The organism is Mycobacterium sp. (assembly GCF_050701675.1).
Taxonomy (GTDB): domain Bacteria; phylum Actinomycetota; class Actinomycetes; order Mycobacteriales; family Mycobacteriaceae; genus Mycobacterium.
Genome location: NZ_JBOGDD010000166.1, coordinates 1 through 15,828, shown reverse-complemented (window position 1 = coordinate 15,828; position 15,828 = coordinate 1). Strand labels below are relative to the sequence as shown.

Annotated in this window: 18 protein-coding genes; 4 read left to right on the top strand and 14 right to left on the bottom strand. The window is 67.9% G+C overall.

Annotated elements, in window-relative coordinates; translation table 11 throughout:
- Positions 1 to 32: 32 nt before the first annotated feature.
- Positions 33 to 707, bottom strand: coding sequence for a phosphoribosylformylglycinamidine synthase subunit PurQ (purQ, locus tag ACRDUX_RS04920; RefSeq protein ID WP_526411568.1), 675 nt, complete (start codon positions 705 to 707; stop codon positions 33 to 35).
- Positions 704 to 943 (bottom strand): phosphoribosylformylglycinamidine synthase subunit PurS, encoded by a 240-nt coding sequence (purS, locus tag ACRDUX_RS04915; protein WP_526411566.1) that lies wholly within the window; start codon positions 941 to 943, stop codon positions 704 to 706. Before purS ends, purQ begins: the two co-directional genes overlap by 4 nt.
- 72 nt (positions 944 to 1,015) lie before the next feature.
- Between purS and ACRDUX_RS04910 the strand changes: the two genes are divergently transcribed.
- Complete coding sequence (locus ACRDUX_RS04910) at positions 1,016 to 1,672, top strand: MBL fold metallo-hydrolase (protein WP_526411564.1); 657 nt, start codon at positions 1,016 to 1,018, stop codon at positions 1,670 to 1,672.
- Positions 1,673 to 1,685: 13 nt separating this feature from the next.
- Here ACRDUX_RS04910 and ACRDUX_RS04905 read toward each other — a convergent pair whose 3' ends face one another.
- The 10 genes from ACRDUX_RS04905 to ACRDUX_RS04860 all read right to left on the bottom strand — a co-directional run bounded on the left by ACRDUX_RS04905 (position 1,686) and on the right by ACRDUX_RS04860 (position 12,179).
- On the bottom strand, positions 1,686 to 3,332 hold the full coding sequence (locus ACRDUX_RS04905) for an FAD-binding dehydrogenase (protein WP_526411562.1): 1,647 nt from the start codon (positions 3,330 to 3,332) through the stop codon (positions 1,686 to 1,688).
- A 24-nt stretch (positions 3,333 to 3,356) separates the two neighbouring features.
- Positions 3,357 to 4,061, bottom strand: coding sequence for a DUF2334 domain-containing protein (locus tag ACRDUX_RS04900; protein WP_526411560.1), 705 nt, complete (start codon positions 4,059 to 4,061; stop codon positions 3,357 to 3,359).
- Positions 4,062 to 4,130: 69 nt separating this feature from the next.
- Positions 4,131 to 4,619, bottom strand: a complete 489-nt coding sequence (locus ACRDUX_RS04895) for a glutathione peroxidase (RefSeq protein ID WP_526411558.1) — start codon at positions 4,617 to 4,619, stop codon at positions 4,131 to 4,133.
- Between the two features lie 34 nt (positions 4,620 to 4,653).
- Complete coding sequence (locus ACRDUX_RS04890) at positions 4,654 to 6,015, bottom strand: FAD-binding oxidoreductase (protein ID WP_526411572.1); 1,362 nt, start codon at positions 6,013 to 6,015, stop codon at positions 4,654 to 4,656.
- Between the two features lies 1 nt (position 6,016).
- Positions 6,017 to 7,003 carry a DUF4432 family protein gene (locus ACRDUX_RS04885; RefSeq protein WP_526411556.1) on the bottom strand — a complete coding sequence of 329 codons (987 nt, stop codon included), beginning with the start codon at positions 7,001 to 7,003 and terminating at the stop codon, positions 6,017 to 6,019.
- Positions 7,000 to 7,854: an SMP-30/gluconolactonase/LRE family protein gene (locus ACRDUX_RS04880; protein ID WP_526411554.1), complete on the bottom strand. Its 855-nt coding sequence runs from the start codon at positions 7,852 to 7,854 to the stop codon at positions 7,000 to 7,002. Before ACRDUX_RS04880 ends, ACRDUX_RS04885 begins: the two co-directional genes overlap by 4 nt.
- An 8-nt stretch (positions 7,855 to 7,862) precedes the next feature.
- Entirely contained in the window at positions 7,863 to 9,320 is a 1,458-nt protein-coding gene (locus ACRDUX_RS04875) for an amino acid permease (RefSeq protein ID WP_526411552.1), read from the bottom strand.
- A gap of 88 nt (positions 9,321 to 9,408) precedes the next feature.
- Positions 9,409 to 10,590, bottom strand: coding sequence for a mandelate racemase/muconate lactonizing enzyme family protein (locus ACRDUX_RS04870; protein ID WP_526411550.1), 1,182 nt, complete (start codon positions 10,588 to 10,590; stop codon positions 9,409 to 9,411).
- Between the two features lie 102 nt (positions 10,591 to 10,692).
- Entirely contained in the window at positions 10,693 to 11,403 is a 711-nt protein-coding gene (locus tag ACRDUX_RS04865; RefSeq protein ID WP_526411548.1) for a FadR/GntR family transcriptional regulator, read from the bottom strand.
- Entirely contained in the window at positions 11,400 to 12,179 is a 780-nt protein-coding gene (locus tag ACRDUX_RS04860; protein ID WP_526411546.1) for an SDR family NAD(P)-dependent oxidoreductase, read from the bottom strand. The genes ACRDUX_RS04865 and ACRDUX_RS04860 overlap by 4 nt, the downstream gene beginning before the upstream one ends.
- A 117-nt stretch (positions 12,180 to 12,296) precedes the next feature.
- Between ACRDUX_RS04860 and ACRDUX_RS04855 the strand changes: the two genes are divergently transcribed.
- Positions 12,297 to 13,145, top strand: coding sequence for a fumarylacetoacetate hydrolase family protein (locus tag ACRDUX_RS04855; protein WP_526411570.1), 849 nt, complete (start codon positions 12,297 to 12,299; stop codon positions 13,143 to 13,145).
- The gene (locus ACRDUX_RS04850) at positions 13,142 to 13,900 is read left to right on the top strand and encodes an SDR family NAD(P)-dependent oxidoreductase (protein ID WP_526411544.1); all 759 of its coding nucleotides are present in this window, start codon (positions 13,142 to 13,144) and stop codon (positions 13,898 to 13,900) included. Before ACRDUX_RS04855 ends, ACRDUX_RS04850 begins: the two co-directional genes overlap by 4 nt.
- Before the next feature lie 4 nt (positions 13,901 to 13,904).
- Here ACRDUX_RS04850 and ACRDUX_RS04845 read toward each other — a convergent pair whose 3' ends face one another.
- Complete coding sequence (locus tag ACRDUX_RS04845) at positions 13,905 to 14,459, bottom strand: TetR/AcrR family transcriptional regulator (RefSeq protein ID WP_526411542.1); 555 nt, start codon at positions 14,457 to 14,459, stop codon at positions 13,905 to 13,907.
- Between the two features lie 84 nt (positions 14,460 to 14,543).
- On the opposite strand from ACRDUX_RS04845, the gene ACRDUX_RS04840 reads away from it, so the two are divergent.
- Positions 14,544 to 14,990 carry a DoxX-related protein gene (locus ACRDUX_RS04840; RefSeq protein ID WP_526411540.1) on the top strand — a complete coding sequence of 149 codons (447 nt, stop codon included), beginning with the start codon at positions 14,544 to 14,546 and terminating at the stop codon, positions 14,988 to 14,990.
- On the opposite strand, the gene ACRDUX_RS04835 is transcribed toward ACRDUX_RS04840, so the two are convergent.
- The coding region (locus ACRDUX_RS04835) for a prolyl oligopeptidase family serine peptidase (protein WP_526411538.1) at positions 14,919 to 15,828 on the bottom strand (910 nt) is incomplete at its 5' end. The two genes, ACRDUX_RS04840 and ACRDUX_RS04835, sit on opposite strands and share 72 nt — an antisense overlap.

The window sequence follows — 15,828 nt, the reverse complement described above, 5'->3', positions numbered from 1 at the left end:
CAGCGCGACTGACCGCGCCGAAACCGCTGGAGCTAAGCCGCGAGCACCGCGTCGAGCGCCGAGTAGAACAGCCCAAGTCCGTCGTCGGACGGGCCCGTCAGCGCCTCGGTCGCGTGCTCGGGATGCGGCATCAACCCGACCACGCGGCCGTCGGCCGAGCTGATCCCGGCGATGTTCCGCAGCGAGCCGTTCGGGTTCTCGCGGTAGCGGAAGACGACGCGGCCCTCGCCCTCGAGTTCGTCGAGAACGGCGTCGGACGCGACGAATCGTCCCTCGCCCGACTTCAACGGCACAAGCAGGTCGGCGCCGGGCTCGTAGCGCGTGGTCCACGCCGACGACGTCGATGCCACCTCGAGCCACACGTCACGGCACACGAAGTGCAGACCGGCGTTGCGGGTCAATGCGCCCGGCAACAGTCCCGCCTCGCACAGAACTTGAAAGCCGTTGCAGATCCCCAAGACTGGTAGACCACCGCGCGCAGCCGTCACGACCTCGCCCATCACCGGCGCGAACTTGGCGATCGCGCCGCAGCGCAGGTAGTCACCGTAGGAGAACCCGCCGGGGACGACGACCGCGTCCACACCCTTGAGATCGGCGTCGGCGTGCCAGAGGCTGACGGATTCGGCGCCTGCCAACCGCACGGCACGGGCTGCGTCGACGTCGTCGAGCGTGCCGGGGAAGGTGATGACACCCACCCGGGCGGTCACTGGTCCTCCCGAGTCACGGTCCAGTCCTCGATGACGGTGTTGGCCAGGAGCGACTCGGCGATCTCGGCGAGCGTCTCGTCGCTGACGGAGTCGTCGACCTCGAGCTCGAAACGCTTGCCCTGCCGGACATCAGAGATGCCGGCGACACCGAGGCGGCCCAGCGCTCCGACGATCGCCTGCCCCTGCGGGTCGAGGATCACCGTCTTGGGCATCACGTGCACTACGACGCGGGCCACGCGCGGCTCCTGTCCTTGGGAAGATTGCTCGGCGCTCACTCTACCGGCGACCTGGCGCGCCACAATGGAGGCATGCAACTGACGCACTTCGGCCACTCCTGCCTCCTCGCAAGCTTCCGAGACGGCCCCGGCGGCGCCGAGACCACCGTGCTCTTCGATCCGGGCAACTTCTCGCACGGCTTCGAGGGCGTCACGGGGTTGTCGGCGATCCTGATCACGCACCAACACCCCGACCATGCCGACGTGGAGCGACTGCCCGCCCTGCTCGACGCCAACCCGCAGGCCGCGCTGTACGCCGACCCGATGACGGCAGCCCAGCTCGGTGGGGCGTGGCAGGCGGTCCACGTCGGCGACGCGGTCACCGTTGGCCACCTGAACGTGCGAGGAGTCGGTGGCACCCACGCGGTGATCCACCCGGAGATCCCGGTGATCGACAACATCTCCTATCTCGTCGGCGACGAGGGGCACCCCGCGCGGTTGATGCATCCCGGCGACGCGCTGTTCAACCCCGGCGAACCCGTGGACGTCCTCGCCACCCCCGCCGCCGCGCCGTGGATGAAGCTCTCGGAGGCCGTGGACTACCTGCGGGCGGTGGCGCCCGACCGCGCCATCCCCATCCACCAGGCCGTCGTCGCCAAGGAGGCCCGTGGCATCTACTACGGGCGGCTCTCGGACATGACCGACACCGACTTCCAGGTGCTGACGGAGGAAACCGGCACGGAGTTCTGACCGGAGCTCGCCTCTAAGCCGTGTCGCGCACCGCGGCGCGGCCCGCCGCGCGGCCGGAGAACACACAGCCACCGAGGAAGGTGCCCTCCAGCGAGCGATAGCCGTGCACGCCGCCGCCGCCGAAACCGGCGGCCTCGCCTGCCGCGTAGAGCCCGGCGACCGCGGTCCCGTCGGCCTTCATGACGCGGGAGTCGAGGTCGGTCTCGATGCCTCCCAACGACTTTCGCGTAAGGATGTGCAACTTGACCGCGATCAGCGGGCCCGCCTTGGGATCGGTGATCCGGTGCGGCGCGACGACACGGGCAACCCGGTCGGCCAGGTAGCCGCGGGCGGCTCTGATCGCGATCACCTGGCTGTCCTTGGTATACGAGTTGCGGACTTCGCGGTCGCGGGCCGTCACCTCCGCCTCGACGACGTCGTAGTCGAGCGGTTCGACGGCGGGCACGTCGTTCATCTTGGCGACCAGACCGCGAAGCGTCGTCGCCGAGACGAAGTCGACGCCACGGTCGACGAATCGCTGCACTGGTGGCGGCGGGCCTGGCCGCACCCGCGACAGGACCTTCCGCACGTCGCGCTCGGTCAGGTCGGGGTTCTGTTCCTGACCCGACAGCGCGAACTCCTTCTCGATGATCCGCGCGTTGAGCACGAACCACGTGTAGTCGTGGCCCGTCTTCGCGATGTACTCGAGCGTGCCGAGGGTGTCGAAGCCGGGATACAGGGGCGCGGGCAGCCGCCGCCCGGTGGCGTCGAGCCAGATCGACGACGGTCCCGGCAGGATGCGGATGCCGTGCTTCGGCCAGATGGGGTCGTAGTTGGTGATGCCCTCGGTGTAGTGCCACATCCGGTCGCGGTTGATCAGATTGGCGCCAGCTGCCTCGCTGATGCCCAGCATCCGGCCGTCGACGTGTTCGGGCACGCCGCTGAGCAGCTGCTCCGGTACCCGGCCGATCCTGGCCGGCCAGTTCTCGCGGACCAGATCGTGATTGCCACCGATGCCGCCGCTGGCGACGATGACGGCCGGAGCGCGAAATTCGAACTCGCCCACCGTGTTTCGTGACGACGCGACACCGCGTTGCGCTGCCGACGGCTCGAGGACGGCACCACGCACCCCGGTGACCGTGCCACCTTCCACGATGACCTCGTCGACACGGTGGCGATGCGCGAACCGCACCTTCGAACCGGCGGCCAGGAGCTGACGGGCGAAGATCTCGACCAGGCCAGGCCCGGTACCCCAGGTGACGTGGAAGCGGGGCACCGAATTGCCATGCCCCCGGGCGTCGTAACCGCCGCGTTCGGCCCAGGCCACCAGCGGGAAGGTCCGCAGCCCCCGCTCACGCAACCAGCTGCGCTTCTCCCCCGCCGCGAAGTCGACGTAGGCGTGCGCCCATTGGCGCGGCCAGTGATCCTCGGGGCGGTCGAATCCCGCGGTGCCCAACCAGTCCTGCAGCGCCAGCTCGTGACTGTCGCGGATACCCAACCTGCGCTGTTCGGGACTGTCGACGAAGAACAGGCCGCCGAACGACCAGAACGCCTGCCCGCCCAGGTTGGCGGCGTTCTCCTGGTCGACGATCAGGACCGAGCGGCCCTTGTCCAGCACCTCGCAGGCGGCCACCAGTCCGGCCAGCCCGGCTCCGACCACGATGACGTCAGCATCAGCCATAGGAAGCCACGTTAGCGGTCCGGGTCAGGCGGCGTCCGTCAACGCCGGCTTCGGTTCCCAGCGGTAGACGGCAGGGGCGCACCGATGCATCAGGGCCAGGTCGATGGCGTCGAGCATTGCCTGGCGCGGACCCGGTCGGCGCAGCTGTCCCGCGGCCACGGCGACGCGGACGGTCCCCGCCCGCCGGGCGGTGCGGTCGGCCGACAGCACCAGAGTCCGGCACCACCACGACTCGGTGAGGAAGCCCTCGCCAATGCCGACGACCCTGGCCCTCGACGTCGTTCCACGCACCAGGTCGGTGATACCGCTCAGCCCCGCGACGAGACGGAATCCGTTGCGCGGCAACGCAGTGACCGTGCCGGCCGATACCGTCCACCCCGGGGCGGCGAACAGTCGGGTGCGCAGGCCGAGGTGCTCGAGAACCCGGTCGGCGCCCATCAGCCGAAGGTTGGCCTCGTGCGCCTGCAACGTGGCGAATTCACCGCGGAGCTTCTTGGTGGCGGCCTCGTCGTAGCCGTGCAGGACGACGGAGTCCCCCTCGGCGCGGTGCCGCGTCAGCCACTCGACGGTCGCGTCGTCGCGATCCAGCCGGTAGCCGCCCTTGAGCCGGGGTGCCACCAGGTACGAGGCGGGCACGCCCCGGGCGGCGAGCTCCTGGCGGAACGCGTCGACGTCGGCCAGCGTGCGGTCCTTGATCCCGGAGATCGAGACGATCAGTTCTCCAGCCACGCAACGAGTATGGCAACGTCAGGTGTCCCGACGGTGTCAGACACGTGGGTGGGAGTTGACGATCAGGGGTCAGCGGGGCAGGACGGCCTCGATCGCGCTGATCACCTCTGGCGCGTCGGGCACCGTGCGCGGACGGAACCTGTTGACGATCTCGCCGCCGGGCGCCAACAGGAACTTCTCGAAGTTCCACTGCACGTCGCCCGCCTCGCCGTCGCCGTCTGCGGTCTTGGTCAGCTCGGCGTAGAGCGGATGCCGATCGGCGCCGTTGACGTCGATCTTCTCCAGCAGTGGGAACGTCACGCCGTAGGTGGTGGAGCAGAACGACTGGATCTCCTCCGCCGTGCCGGGCTCCTGGCCCATGAACTGGTTGCACGGCACGCCGATCACCGTGAGCCCGCGCTCGCCGTAATCCTTGGCCAGCTGCTCCAGAGCGGTGTACTGCGGCGTCAGACCACACTTCGATGCCACGTTGACGACGAGCACGGCGTCGTCGGCGAATTCGGCAAGCGAGGTCGGCTTGCCGTCGAGGGTGGTCAGGGCGATCTCATTGAGGCTCACGCCCCCGACGCTAACACTCCATGGGTGAGGCGGATCAACTCCCGATTGCCTTGCCGGGATTGAGGATCCCGTGCGGGTCGAGGGCGAGTTTGACGGCGCGCTGCACCTGGATGTTGACCGGATCCAGCTCACGCCGCAGCCAGCCCTGCTTGAGCAGCCCAACCCCGTGCTCGCCGGTTATCGTGCCGCCGAGTCTGAGTGCCGCGCCCGTGATCTCGTCGAACGCCTGGACGGCGGCGGCGTGGCTCGCCGGATCGGCGCGGTCGAAGATGACGGTGGGATGGAGGTTGCCGTCGCCCGCGTGCCCGAAGACCCCGATCCTCAAGCCGGTACGGTCGGCGATCCCGGCGACCGTCTCGATCAGCTCGGTGATCCGGGCGATGGGGACGCACACGTCATCCAGCAGGCAGTCGCCGAGTCGTTCCAGTGCGGGTAACGCCTGCCGCCGCGCAGCGAGCAGTAGCCCGGACTCGGCTGGATCCTCGCTGCGCACGAGGTCGATCGCCGCCCCGCACACCTCCTCGGCCGTGTCCAGGTCGGCAGACGGTGTTCGCGCGTCGGACTGCATGAGCAGCAGGGCGTCGACGTCGTCCAGGCCCATCCGCAGCATGTCGTTGACCGCACTGATCGTCGTCCGGTCGAGGATCTCGAGCATAGACAGCGACACGCCCTCGCGCCGCAGTCCAGCGACCGCCTCGCCCGCGTCGGCAAGGCTCGAGAACGAGGCAACCAGGGTGTGCGGCAAGCGGGGCGCAGGCAGCAGTCGCACCGTGATCTCGGTGATGACGCCCAGCGTTCCCTCGGAGCCGACGAACAGGCTCGTCAGCTCGTAGCCGGCGACGCCCTTGACCGTGCGACTCCCCGTGCGCATGACCCGGCCGTCGGCGAGCACGATCTGCAGGCTCTCCACGAAATCACCCGTGGTGCCGTACTTGACGCAACACATGCCGCCCGCGTTGGTGGCAACGTTGCCGCCGATCGAACTCATCTCGACACTGCCCGGGTCGGGCGGATAGTGCAGGCCCAGGCGGGCGACCTCGGCCCGCAAGTCGCCAACGATCATGCCCGGTTGCACGACCGCCAGCCGTTCGACCGGGTCGATCGCGAGCAACGACGTCATGCGGTGCAGCGAGAGGACGACTGAACCTGGGGTGGCGTTCGCGCCGCCGCTCAGACCGGTTCCGGCGCCGCGCGCGACGACTGGGATGCAGTGCTGATGAGCCCAGGCCAGGCATTGCGAGACCTCGTCAGTAGATGTCGGGGCCAGCATCGCGAGCGGCTGCGAGGAGTCGGTGAACGTCGACTGGTCACGCGCATAGGAGGCGACGATGTCCGGGTCCGTGACGGCCACACCCGCGGGCAGGGTCGAGAACAGCGCCTCGATGTCCACGCGCAGCCTACGGAGATCCGTCGGTGACGGTCAGGCTGACCGTGGCAGTCCGGCTGTCCCCGGGGTGGACTGTCATCGCGGTACCCCGTTCCCGGGCCGCCGCGATGCCCTGGCCGGGATACGACGACGCCGGTTCGAGACCAAGCACATAGGCCTGCTGGTACCACGGGAAATCAGGGCTGCCATGGCATTCCAACCAGTACCACGCATGTGGCATGACCGCGGTGTCCCAGGCAATCAGCGCCCCGGCTCCCAGCTGCGGGTTGCGCAGGTGGATCGAACCCTCGGCCAGATCGGTCAGGTAGCCCATCCGTGACACCGTCTCCGTGCCGGCGGGCAGCCGGCTCAGGTCGGTCAAGCCACCGTCCGGGGCGGCAACGCACGGCCACCGTCCGGACGCCGCGGGCGTGATGTCGGTGTGGCCTGGTGGTGTGATGTCGTCGACGAGAACAGTCGCGCCGGGCACGTCGATGATCGAGTCGGCCGACAGCAACGGTGCCCCGAATGCCGGGTGGTGGCTCCACATCACGTCGACCGGATGCCCACCGCAGTTCGTGATCGTCTCGCTGATCGTGACGCGCGAACCGTCCACGTGGACATCCTTGGCCACGGCGAACGGGCTGTGCACGAGGCGCGTCCGCATCGCGATCCCGTTTGTCCCCAACGGTTCCCAGCCAAACGGCGCGAGCCACACCTCACCGTGCATGCCCCATACGGTGCCGTGCGCGGGCGAGGCGTCACCCCCGTTGGGGAACACCGTCTGCCAGCCGCCGGGGTAGGCCTCCATCAGCCGGCCCTCGCTCTCGTTCGCGGCGCTGAACGCACCACGGGGACGCAGGCCCCACGGACTGCTCCACAGCACATTCAGGTCGTCCTCGAGCCGACGGACACCCAGCACGTCGCCACCCTTGCCCGGCAGCACCTCGACTTCGAGGTGCTCCGAGCGCAGTACGACGATCTCCCATCCCTGTCGCGTGCTCGTCGCAATGCTCACATCCATCCCTCCCAGGTCCGCAGTCCAGCGACCCCGGCGTCGATATGCCAGATCCCGCCGGCATGAGGCTCGGCCTCCAGATCAGCCGGCGTCAGACCCTCGCGGGCCGTGGTGACGTACAGGTCGTGACCGTCGCCGAACGCACAGCTCGTGGGTCGTGACACGGGTAGCCGGTGCTCGGAGAGCGTGCGTCCGTCCGGGGCGACCCGTCGCACGCATCCGCCTTCGTAGAACGCGATCCACAGGCATCCCTCGGTGTCGACAGCCAGCCCGTCGGGTAGCCCGTAGACCGCCGAGAACGTTTGCACCAGCACACGATTCGTCGCGACACCGGCGTCGGCGTCGAAGTCGTAGGCGAACAGCTGACGCGGAATGCTGTCGACGACGTACATCGCGGTGCCCTCCGGGCTCCAGCCGATACCGTTGAGCAGCGCGAAGCCGCTGTCGACCGCCGTACGAGGGTCGGTGTCTGGCGCCCACACGTGCAGCGAGGCCCGCCCCGGCGCGTCGTCGACGCCGTTGACGCTCGCCCAGAACCTGCCGTGGGAGTCGCACGCGCCGTCATTCATGAACAGGTCCTCGTCGGCGGCGACGCCGTGCTCGAGGTGCACGCCGTCGCCGTCCACGATGGCGAATCCGTTCGAGGTCGCAGCCAGGAAGGCATCGGAGTCGGCGCGGGGAACCGCCGCGCCGAACTCCACTCCGTACCGCCGGACGTCGTCGTGACCGCTCGCCACCTGCGTCTGGTGGATCTCACCGCACGGTCCGTCGACCCAACTCAGCGTGCCGGATCTGAAGAACGGGCTCTCTGCGAGTTCCGCCCCGGCTGACAGGACGAGATCCGCGGACACCGGCGCGATCATTCGGGCCCGGATGCCTTCTCGCTCAGCACGTGCTCCGCCTCGACAAGCCCGCGGCCCGCCCGGTCCATCCAGACGGCCTTGCCGCTTCTGGACAGCACCACCACGATCGCGAGGCCGATGCACATCCAGGCGACGGCCACGATCGGGGCCCAGCCGTTGACTCCGGTCGGCAACGGAAACAGGGTCTTGTAGCCGACGAACAACAGGATCACCGTCGACACGACCGGCATCGCGAGGTGGGTGAACCGGTTGTACTCACCGGGATAGGTCCGCGAGTAGAGGCGCCACGACGACAGATTGCCCGCCGAGTAGACGATGATCACGCAGATCGTGATGATGATGGCCGCGAACTCCAGGACGCCGACCGCTCCGAATGCGAAGCCGCCGCCCAGCGCGACCACCGCCGTGATGGCGGACTGCGCCCATACCGCGTTGACGGGCGTGCGGCGCTGGGGATGGATCTTGGCCAGCGGGGCCGGCAGAGCGCCTGCGCGGGCCATGCCGAAGATGACCCGGGTCGACGCGTTCTGCACGGCCACGCCGACGGCCAGCGCCGAGTTGATGAGCGCGATCATCACCAGGATCCAGGCGCTGCCCCACAGCTTGTGCGCCAGCGTGAGCACGCCCGAGCCATCGGCGACGAACGAGTCCACGTCCTCGGTGCCCCAGCCGACCAGCACACCCCACGAGGTGAACAGGAAGAACGCGCCCGCGACCACCAGTGACAGCATCACCGCGCGAGGCAGCGTCTTCTTCGGGTCGCGGCTCTCCTCGGCGAGCGGTGCGACGGTCTCGAACCCTGCGAACGCGAAGATCGAGAAGACGATGCCGAGGAACAGACCGTTGAAGCTCAGCGCGTTCGCGGGATTGAACGGGGCGAAGTTGACTCCGCCCTCGCCGGGGTTGAGCAGACCGGTCGCCGCGAGTGCGATGCACACCGCCAACTCGAAGATGCCCATCAGGACGATGAAGCGAATCGAGATCTTGAGCCCGAAGTACGAGACCACGGTCAACAGGGCCGCCCCGAGGCCCGCCGTGATCCACCAGTGCAACCGAAAGCCGTACTCCGACTGCAGCGTTGCCTCGAGGATGCCGCCCAGGAACGCCAGGTTGATGCCGGCTCCGATGGGTTCGAACAGCAGGAAGACCCAGGCCACGAAGAAGCCGCTGCGCGGGCCGATGATCTGGCTCACCCAGGTGAAGTAGCCGCCCGCCGACGAGATCTTCTTCGACAGCTGGATCACCGACACCGAGACGGTGGCCATCGCCAGGCAGGCGAAGGCCAGGGCGAACGGGCTGGCGATACCTGCAACGCCGGTGATCGCCTGGACCGTGAAGATGAGCCCGACGACGGGGGCGATGTGGGTGATCGCCTGCATGAGGACACCGGGCAGCGTGACAGCGGAGCTGTCCAGGGTCGGCGAATCTGCGCTATTCGGAACTGGGTCGGTCATGTCCAAAACCTCCGGGTCTGGGTCGAGGGTGGCAAGGCACGAAACGGGTACTGCAACCGGCCGCACCAGCAGCCGGAATTCGGGTGGATCAGACCGCCGAGGCGGCGGCCTCGAATCGGGTCATGGCGTCGCGGTCGAGTTCGAACCCGAGGCCGGGTGTGTTCGGGACGGCGAGTTGTCCGTCGACCAGTGTGATGTCACTGGTCAGCAGCGATTTGCGCAGATTCGACGAGGACAGCTCCCCGGGCAGGAACTCGATGAACGGGATGCGGTGGGTGGTGGCGGCCAGGTGCAGGCCCGCGGCGATCGAGATGCCGGTCTTCCAGATGTGCGGCACCACAATGAGATCGGCGTTCTCGGCCAGCTCGACGACGCGGCGTGCCTCGGTCAGGCCGCCGACCCGTCCGATGTCGGGCTGGACGACGTCGAGCGAGTGGCGTGCGATCAGTTCGGCGAACTCGAATCGCGTCGCCAGCCACTCCCCCGTCGCGATGGGGATGGACTGTTCGGCCACCAGGCGCGCGTACCCGTCGATGTCGTCGGACGGCAGCGGCGTCTCGAGGAAGTAGATGTCGAAGGGCTCCCACTCCGCGATTGCCGCCATGCAGGAGTCCGCATCGGCGAAGGAGTACTGCGCGTCGACCATCAGGGTCATCTCCGGCCCGACCGCTTCGCGCACGGCCCCGATGACCTCGACCATGCGGCCGACGTCCTCGCTGAGCCCCAGGTGCGCGTACGCGCCGCCGAGCGTCACCTCGAGCTTGGCCGCCCGGAAGCCGAGATCGCGTGCCATCGCGCCCCATTCGGCCATCGAGTGCTTGTAGTGCTCGAAGCTGGTCTGATCGGGCTGAAGCGACGCGTATGGCGTCACGGCCTCGCGCACCGCACCGCCCAGCAGCTGGTGGCAGGGCAGGCCGAGCGCCTTACCGCGCAGGTCGTGCAACGCCATGTCGATCGCGCCGAAGGCATGGACGACGGCCCCACGCCGACCGTTCATGGCGGTGCCGACGTACATGGCCTCCCAGATGCCCTCGACGTCGAGGGGATCGCGGCCCAGCAGGATCTCCTTGAGACCCCGTCCCATCGTGTGCGTACCCGGTGCCTCGATGCAGGCCTTGGCGATCCACGGGTTGACGTCGGTCTCGCCGATCCCCACGACTCCGGTGTCGGTGATGACCTCGACCACGAGGTCGTCCTGCGCGGAACTGGTCGCGCCCACGTTGTACTCCGGGTCGAGGAGCACATGGCATACGACGTCAACGATCTTCAACGAAATCTCCCGATTCTTTGTCTGATGTCAGACAACGTAAGTCCATGGCAGACCCATGTCAATCGATTCGTGCGAACGTTGCGTTTTCTAAGCGTTGCGTTGCTAAGCGCGGCGGAGCACGTCGAGGTCGTGATCGTGAGACTGGGCCAGGTGCTCGGTCATCGCCGCGGCCGCGGCACCCGGATTGCGGGTCTGTAGCGCGCTGATCAACCGGCGGTGCAACTCGACTCCGATCTTGCGCTCGTTCTCGCGAACGTGCAGCGGCAGCTGTTCGGTGCGCATGGAGTCCGACAGTGACTTGTACATGAAGCTGACCGTCGCGTTGTGACAGCAGCGCACGATCTCCTCGTGGAATGAGACCGTGCCCTCCCAGAAGTCTCGATCGCTGGTCACCACGGCCAGGTCGTCGAGATGCACGTGCAGGCGGTCGAGTTCGGTGTCGGTGGCGTTCTGGCAGGCCAGCTGGATCGCCCCGACCTCGAGGATGTTGCGGGCCTCGTGCAGCTCCTCGACCCGACGCTCGGTCAGCATCGCCTGCATCATCTCGATCGGCAGGCTCCTGCTCTCGGGATCGGCCACGAAGGTGCCGACCTTGCCGCGGGACTCCAGAAATCCCTTGGAGATCAACAACTGCTTGGCCTCGCGCACTGTCGAACGTCCCACGCCCAGTTGCGAAGCCAGGTCCGGCTCGGACAACAGCTTGTCCCCCGCGCTGAGCTGCCGAATCTCGATCAGGCGCAATACCTCGTTGGCCACCTGGTCAACGACGCTGCCCGTCGTGAGTCGTCGCGGCAGGCGTTCGTCCGTCGTCATACTGAAATAGCTGCCTTTGCCAGTAGTCCGCCGTCGCACACGAGATGTGTCCCCGTGACATAGGCGGAGCGGTTACTCAGCAACCAGACTATTGCCTCGGCGATCTCCTTCGGATCAGCCAGCCGGCCCAGCGGGACCGCGTCCTCGACGTCATGACGCACGTTGTCGATGTCCGCGGCAGGCACATTGGCCCACATCAGTGGAGTCTCCGTGGCGCCCGGCACCACCGCGTTGACCCGCGCCCGCGCGGGTGCGTATTCGATGGCCAGCGTGCGGACCAGGGCGCTGACGCCGCCCTTCGACGCCGAATAGGCGGCATTCTCGCCCGCCGAGAAGCCCACGAACGCCGCAGGAGACGACACGCAGACGATGCTGAGCCCGGCCCGTGACTCCTCGGACCGCAGGGCCCGCTGCGACACCAGGAACGTCCCGGTCAGATTGACGTCGATGGTCGAACGCCACTGGCCGGGGTCCATCAGATGACTGGGTCCCCCGCGCTCGATACCGGCGGAGTTGACCAGCCCACTGACCGGGCCGAAGGTCGACTCGACGGCGCCGAAGGCCGAGTCCACCTGCTCGATGCTGGTGACGTCGCAGTCGACGGCCAACGCCCGGTCCGGTGCCGCCACCGCCTCGACCGCCGTCCGGATCGCCTCGCCGTCCCGATCGAGGAACGCGACCAGTGCGCCCTGCGCCAGCGCCGCACGGGCCGCCGCCAGTCCGATACCACTGCCAGCTCCGGTGACCATCACGACGCGCTGGCTGAGATCGGACACGGTGGTGCTCCCGTCGATTGCTGCCTTCGTCGGGCAGGCGTTTCGTTGTCTGACAAGACAGGCTACCATCGGCCGCGACGGACACACCGCACCGACGAGGAGGCCCCCGTGCGACTCATGAGGCTGGGAGAACCCGGCACCGAACGACCCGTCGTCCGCGTGGACGCCGACCACTACGTCGACGTCTCCGACGTGATCAGCGACTACGACGAGTCCTTCTTCGCCGACGGCATGGACGAGCTTCGTGGCGTGTTCGCACGACGATGCGCCGACGGCGAGGTCCGCGGCTTCGCCGGAGAGCGCGTGGGGCCGCCCATCGCCCGGCCCCATCAGATCCTGTGCATCGGGCTCAACTACCGCGACCACGCCGAGGAGACCGGGCAGGCCATCCCCGAGGAGCCGATCCTCTTCACCAAGCCCCCCAACACCCTTGTCGGCCCCTTCGACGACGTCCGGATCCCGCGGGCAGCAGATGCCGTGGACTGGGAGGTGGAGCTCGGCATCGTCATCGGTCGTCGCGCCTCCTACCTCGACGACCAGGCCGCGGCTCGCCGGGCGATCGCCGGCTTCACCCTGGTGAACGACGTCAGCGAGCGGACCTTCCAGATGGACCGCGGCGGTCAGTGGTCCAAGGGCAAGTCGGCCGAGACGTTCAACCCCGCCGGACCGTGGCTGGTGACCCTCGACGAGGTTCCCGACGAGTCCGATCTCCGACTCTGGCTAGAGGTCAACGACATTCGTCGTCAGGATGGCTCGACGGCGACGATGATCTTCTCCCCCACCGAGATCGTGCGCTACCTGAGTCAGTTCATGGTGCTCGAGCCGGGCGACCTCATCAACACCGGCACACCCCCTGGCGTCGGCATGGGCATGTCGCCGCCGTCCTACCTCGCGGCAGGCGATGTCATGACACTCGGCGGCGATCTCCTCGGCACCCAACGCCAGCTCGTGGTGGCGCCGCGATGACCGGCCAGTTCGACGGCCACATCGCCGTGATCACCGGCGGCGCAAGCGGTATCGGTGCGGCGACAGCGGATCTGCTCTGTGCACGCGGCGCGAGGGTCGCGATCCTGGACCGCGACTGCGAGGACGGACTGGACCAACAGCGCCTCGCGGTGCGCTGCGATATCGCCGACTCCGGAGACGTCGAGCGTGCAATAGCAAAGGTGGTCAACACATTCGGCGGTATCGACATCCTGGTCAACAATGCCGGCATCGGCGCGGTCGGCGCGATCGACGCGAATGACGACGCCGAGTGGCTGCGTGTGCTCGACGTCAACGTCGTGGGGGTCGCCCGGGTGACGCGATGTGCGCTGCCCCACCTCCGTGCCTCGACACACGCGGCCGTCGTCAACACGGCCTCGGTGGTGGCCGGTGTCGGGGTGCCCAACCGCGCGCTCTACTCGGCCAGCAAGGGAGCGATCGCCGCGTTGACGCTCGCGATGGCCGCCGACCACGTGGGTGACGGCATCCGGGTCAACGCCGTGTCACCGGGCACCGCAGACACGCCGTGGGTCTCCCGACTCATGGCGGGCGCACGGGACAGCACGCGCGAACGCGAAGCGCTTGCTGCGCGTCAGCCGATGGGCCGGCTCGTCAGTGCGGCGGAGGTCGCCGAGGCGATCGCCTACCTCGCGAGCCCGCAGGCCGCATCGACGACCGGGACGATCCTGGTGGTGGATGGTGGCATGACGGGCCTGCGACTGCCGTCACCACGATGACGCGCTAACTGCTGAACAGGATGCCCGCCAGGCGCTCGACCGTGGCCACCGGATCCCCCGCGGTGTCGACCGCGTCGTTCAGCCAGAGCAGCGAAAACCCGTGCACCAGTGACCAAGCCGCGAGCGCGGCGCCTTCGGGGTCGTCCCTTGCGTGCTCGTCGGTGAGAGTACCGACGCCGCGGTTGAGTTCGGCGCCGGCCGCGGCAGCAGCCGCAATCAGCTCGGGATCGGCGTCGTCGTACAGCGACTTGTCGAACATCACCTCGTAGTGGCCGGGGTAGTCGAGGGCGAACCGTACGTAGGCCCGTGCCGCGTCGACGAAACGCGGTCGCGCATCGGTCAGCGCGACCGTCAGCAGCCGGTAGCCCTCGGTGGCCAGCGCGGTGAAGAGCCCTCGGCGGTCGGTGAAGTGGTGGGCGGGAGCGGCGTGCGAGACGCCCGCCGCACGCGCCAGCTCGCGGAGCGAGATGCCGTCGGCACCGCGTTCGGCCACCAGAGTCGCGGCCTGCCCAAGGATCACCGCCTTGAGATCGCCGTGGTGGTAGGACTCCCTGCTCATCGGATCATCATAGGCCCGGAATCTTGACAGTGACTGGATCGTTGTCATCGTAATCTTGCCACTGTCTAGTTAAAGAGGTTCGTGATGGCCGTAACTCTGGCTCTACTCCTTGGCAGCATCGCCGCGCGCGTCGTCGGCTGGCTAGGTGTCGACCACGTCGGCAACTGGCCGTCCGCGATCGCCGTCGGACTGGCGGTCATGTTCGTCATGACCGGGGTAGCGCACTTCGCCCCCGCGATGCGTCGCGACATGATCGCGATCGTGCCGCCCGCGCTGCCGTCGCCGGGTCTACTGGTGACGCTCACCGGCGTGCTGGAACTGCTCGGGGCAGCGGGCCTTCTCTACCCGCCGACCCGCGTCGCCGCGGCGGTGTGCCTGTTCCTGCTGATGCTGGTCATGTTCCCCGCCAACGTCTACGCGGCGCGGATGCCCGCCCCACCGAAGTCGATGACGTCCCGCTTAGACGTTCGGACTGCTCAGGAGGTCGTCTACCTGTCCGCTGCCGTGTTTGTCGCGGTCTGCGGTGGCTAGCACCCAGGCGTATTGGAATGCCGCTTCCTTCCACCGCTCGTAGCGTCCGCTGATTCCGCCGTGGCCGGCGACCATCTCGGTCTTCAACAGGATCGGGTGATCGTCGGTCTTGGTATGACGCAGTGCTGCAACCCATTTGGCTGGCTCGGTATAGAAGACCCTGGTGTCGTTGAGCGACGTCATGGCCAGAATTGCCGGGTAGTCCTTGGCCTCGACGTTCTCGTACGGCGTGTAGGACTTCATGTAGTGGTAGACGTCCTCGTCGGCCAACGGATTTCCCCATTCGTCCCACTCGGTGACCGTCAAGGGCAACGACGGGTCAAGGATGGTGGTGAGGGCGTCGACGAACGGCACCTGGGCGAGGATGCCTGCGAAGAGGTCCGGTGCCATGTTCGCCACCGCACCCATCAGCAGACCACCCGCGCTGCCGCCAAGCGCCACCATGCTCTCGGGGCGGGTCACGTCGGTGCCCACCAGATGTGCGCCCACCGCGATGAAGTCGGTGAACGTGTTCTTCTTCTCCAGCATCTTGCCGTGCTCGTACCACGGCCTGCCCATCTCGCCGCCGCCACGCACGTGCGCGATGACGAACACCATGCCGCGGTCCAGCAGCGACAGCCGCGCGATGGAGAACCGTGGGTCCTCGCACGACTCGTACGCACCGTACCCGTAGAGCAGCGTCGGCGCCGGAAACTGTACTCCCGCACGGTAGATGATCGACACCGGGATCCGGGTGCCGTCGGGCGCAGGCGCCCAGTCCCGCCGCTCGACGTACTCGTCGGGCCGGTAGTCGCCGAGCACCGTCTGCTCACGCAACATGGTCCGCTCACCCGTCGCG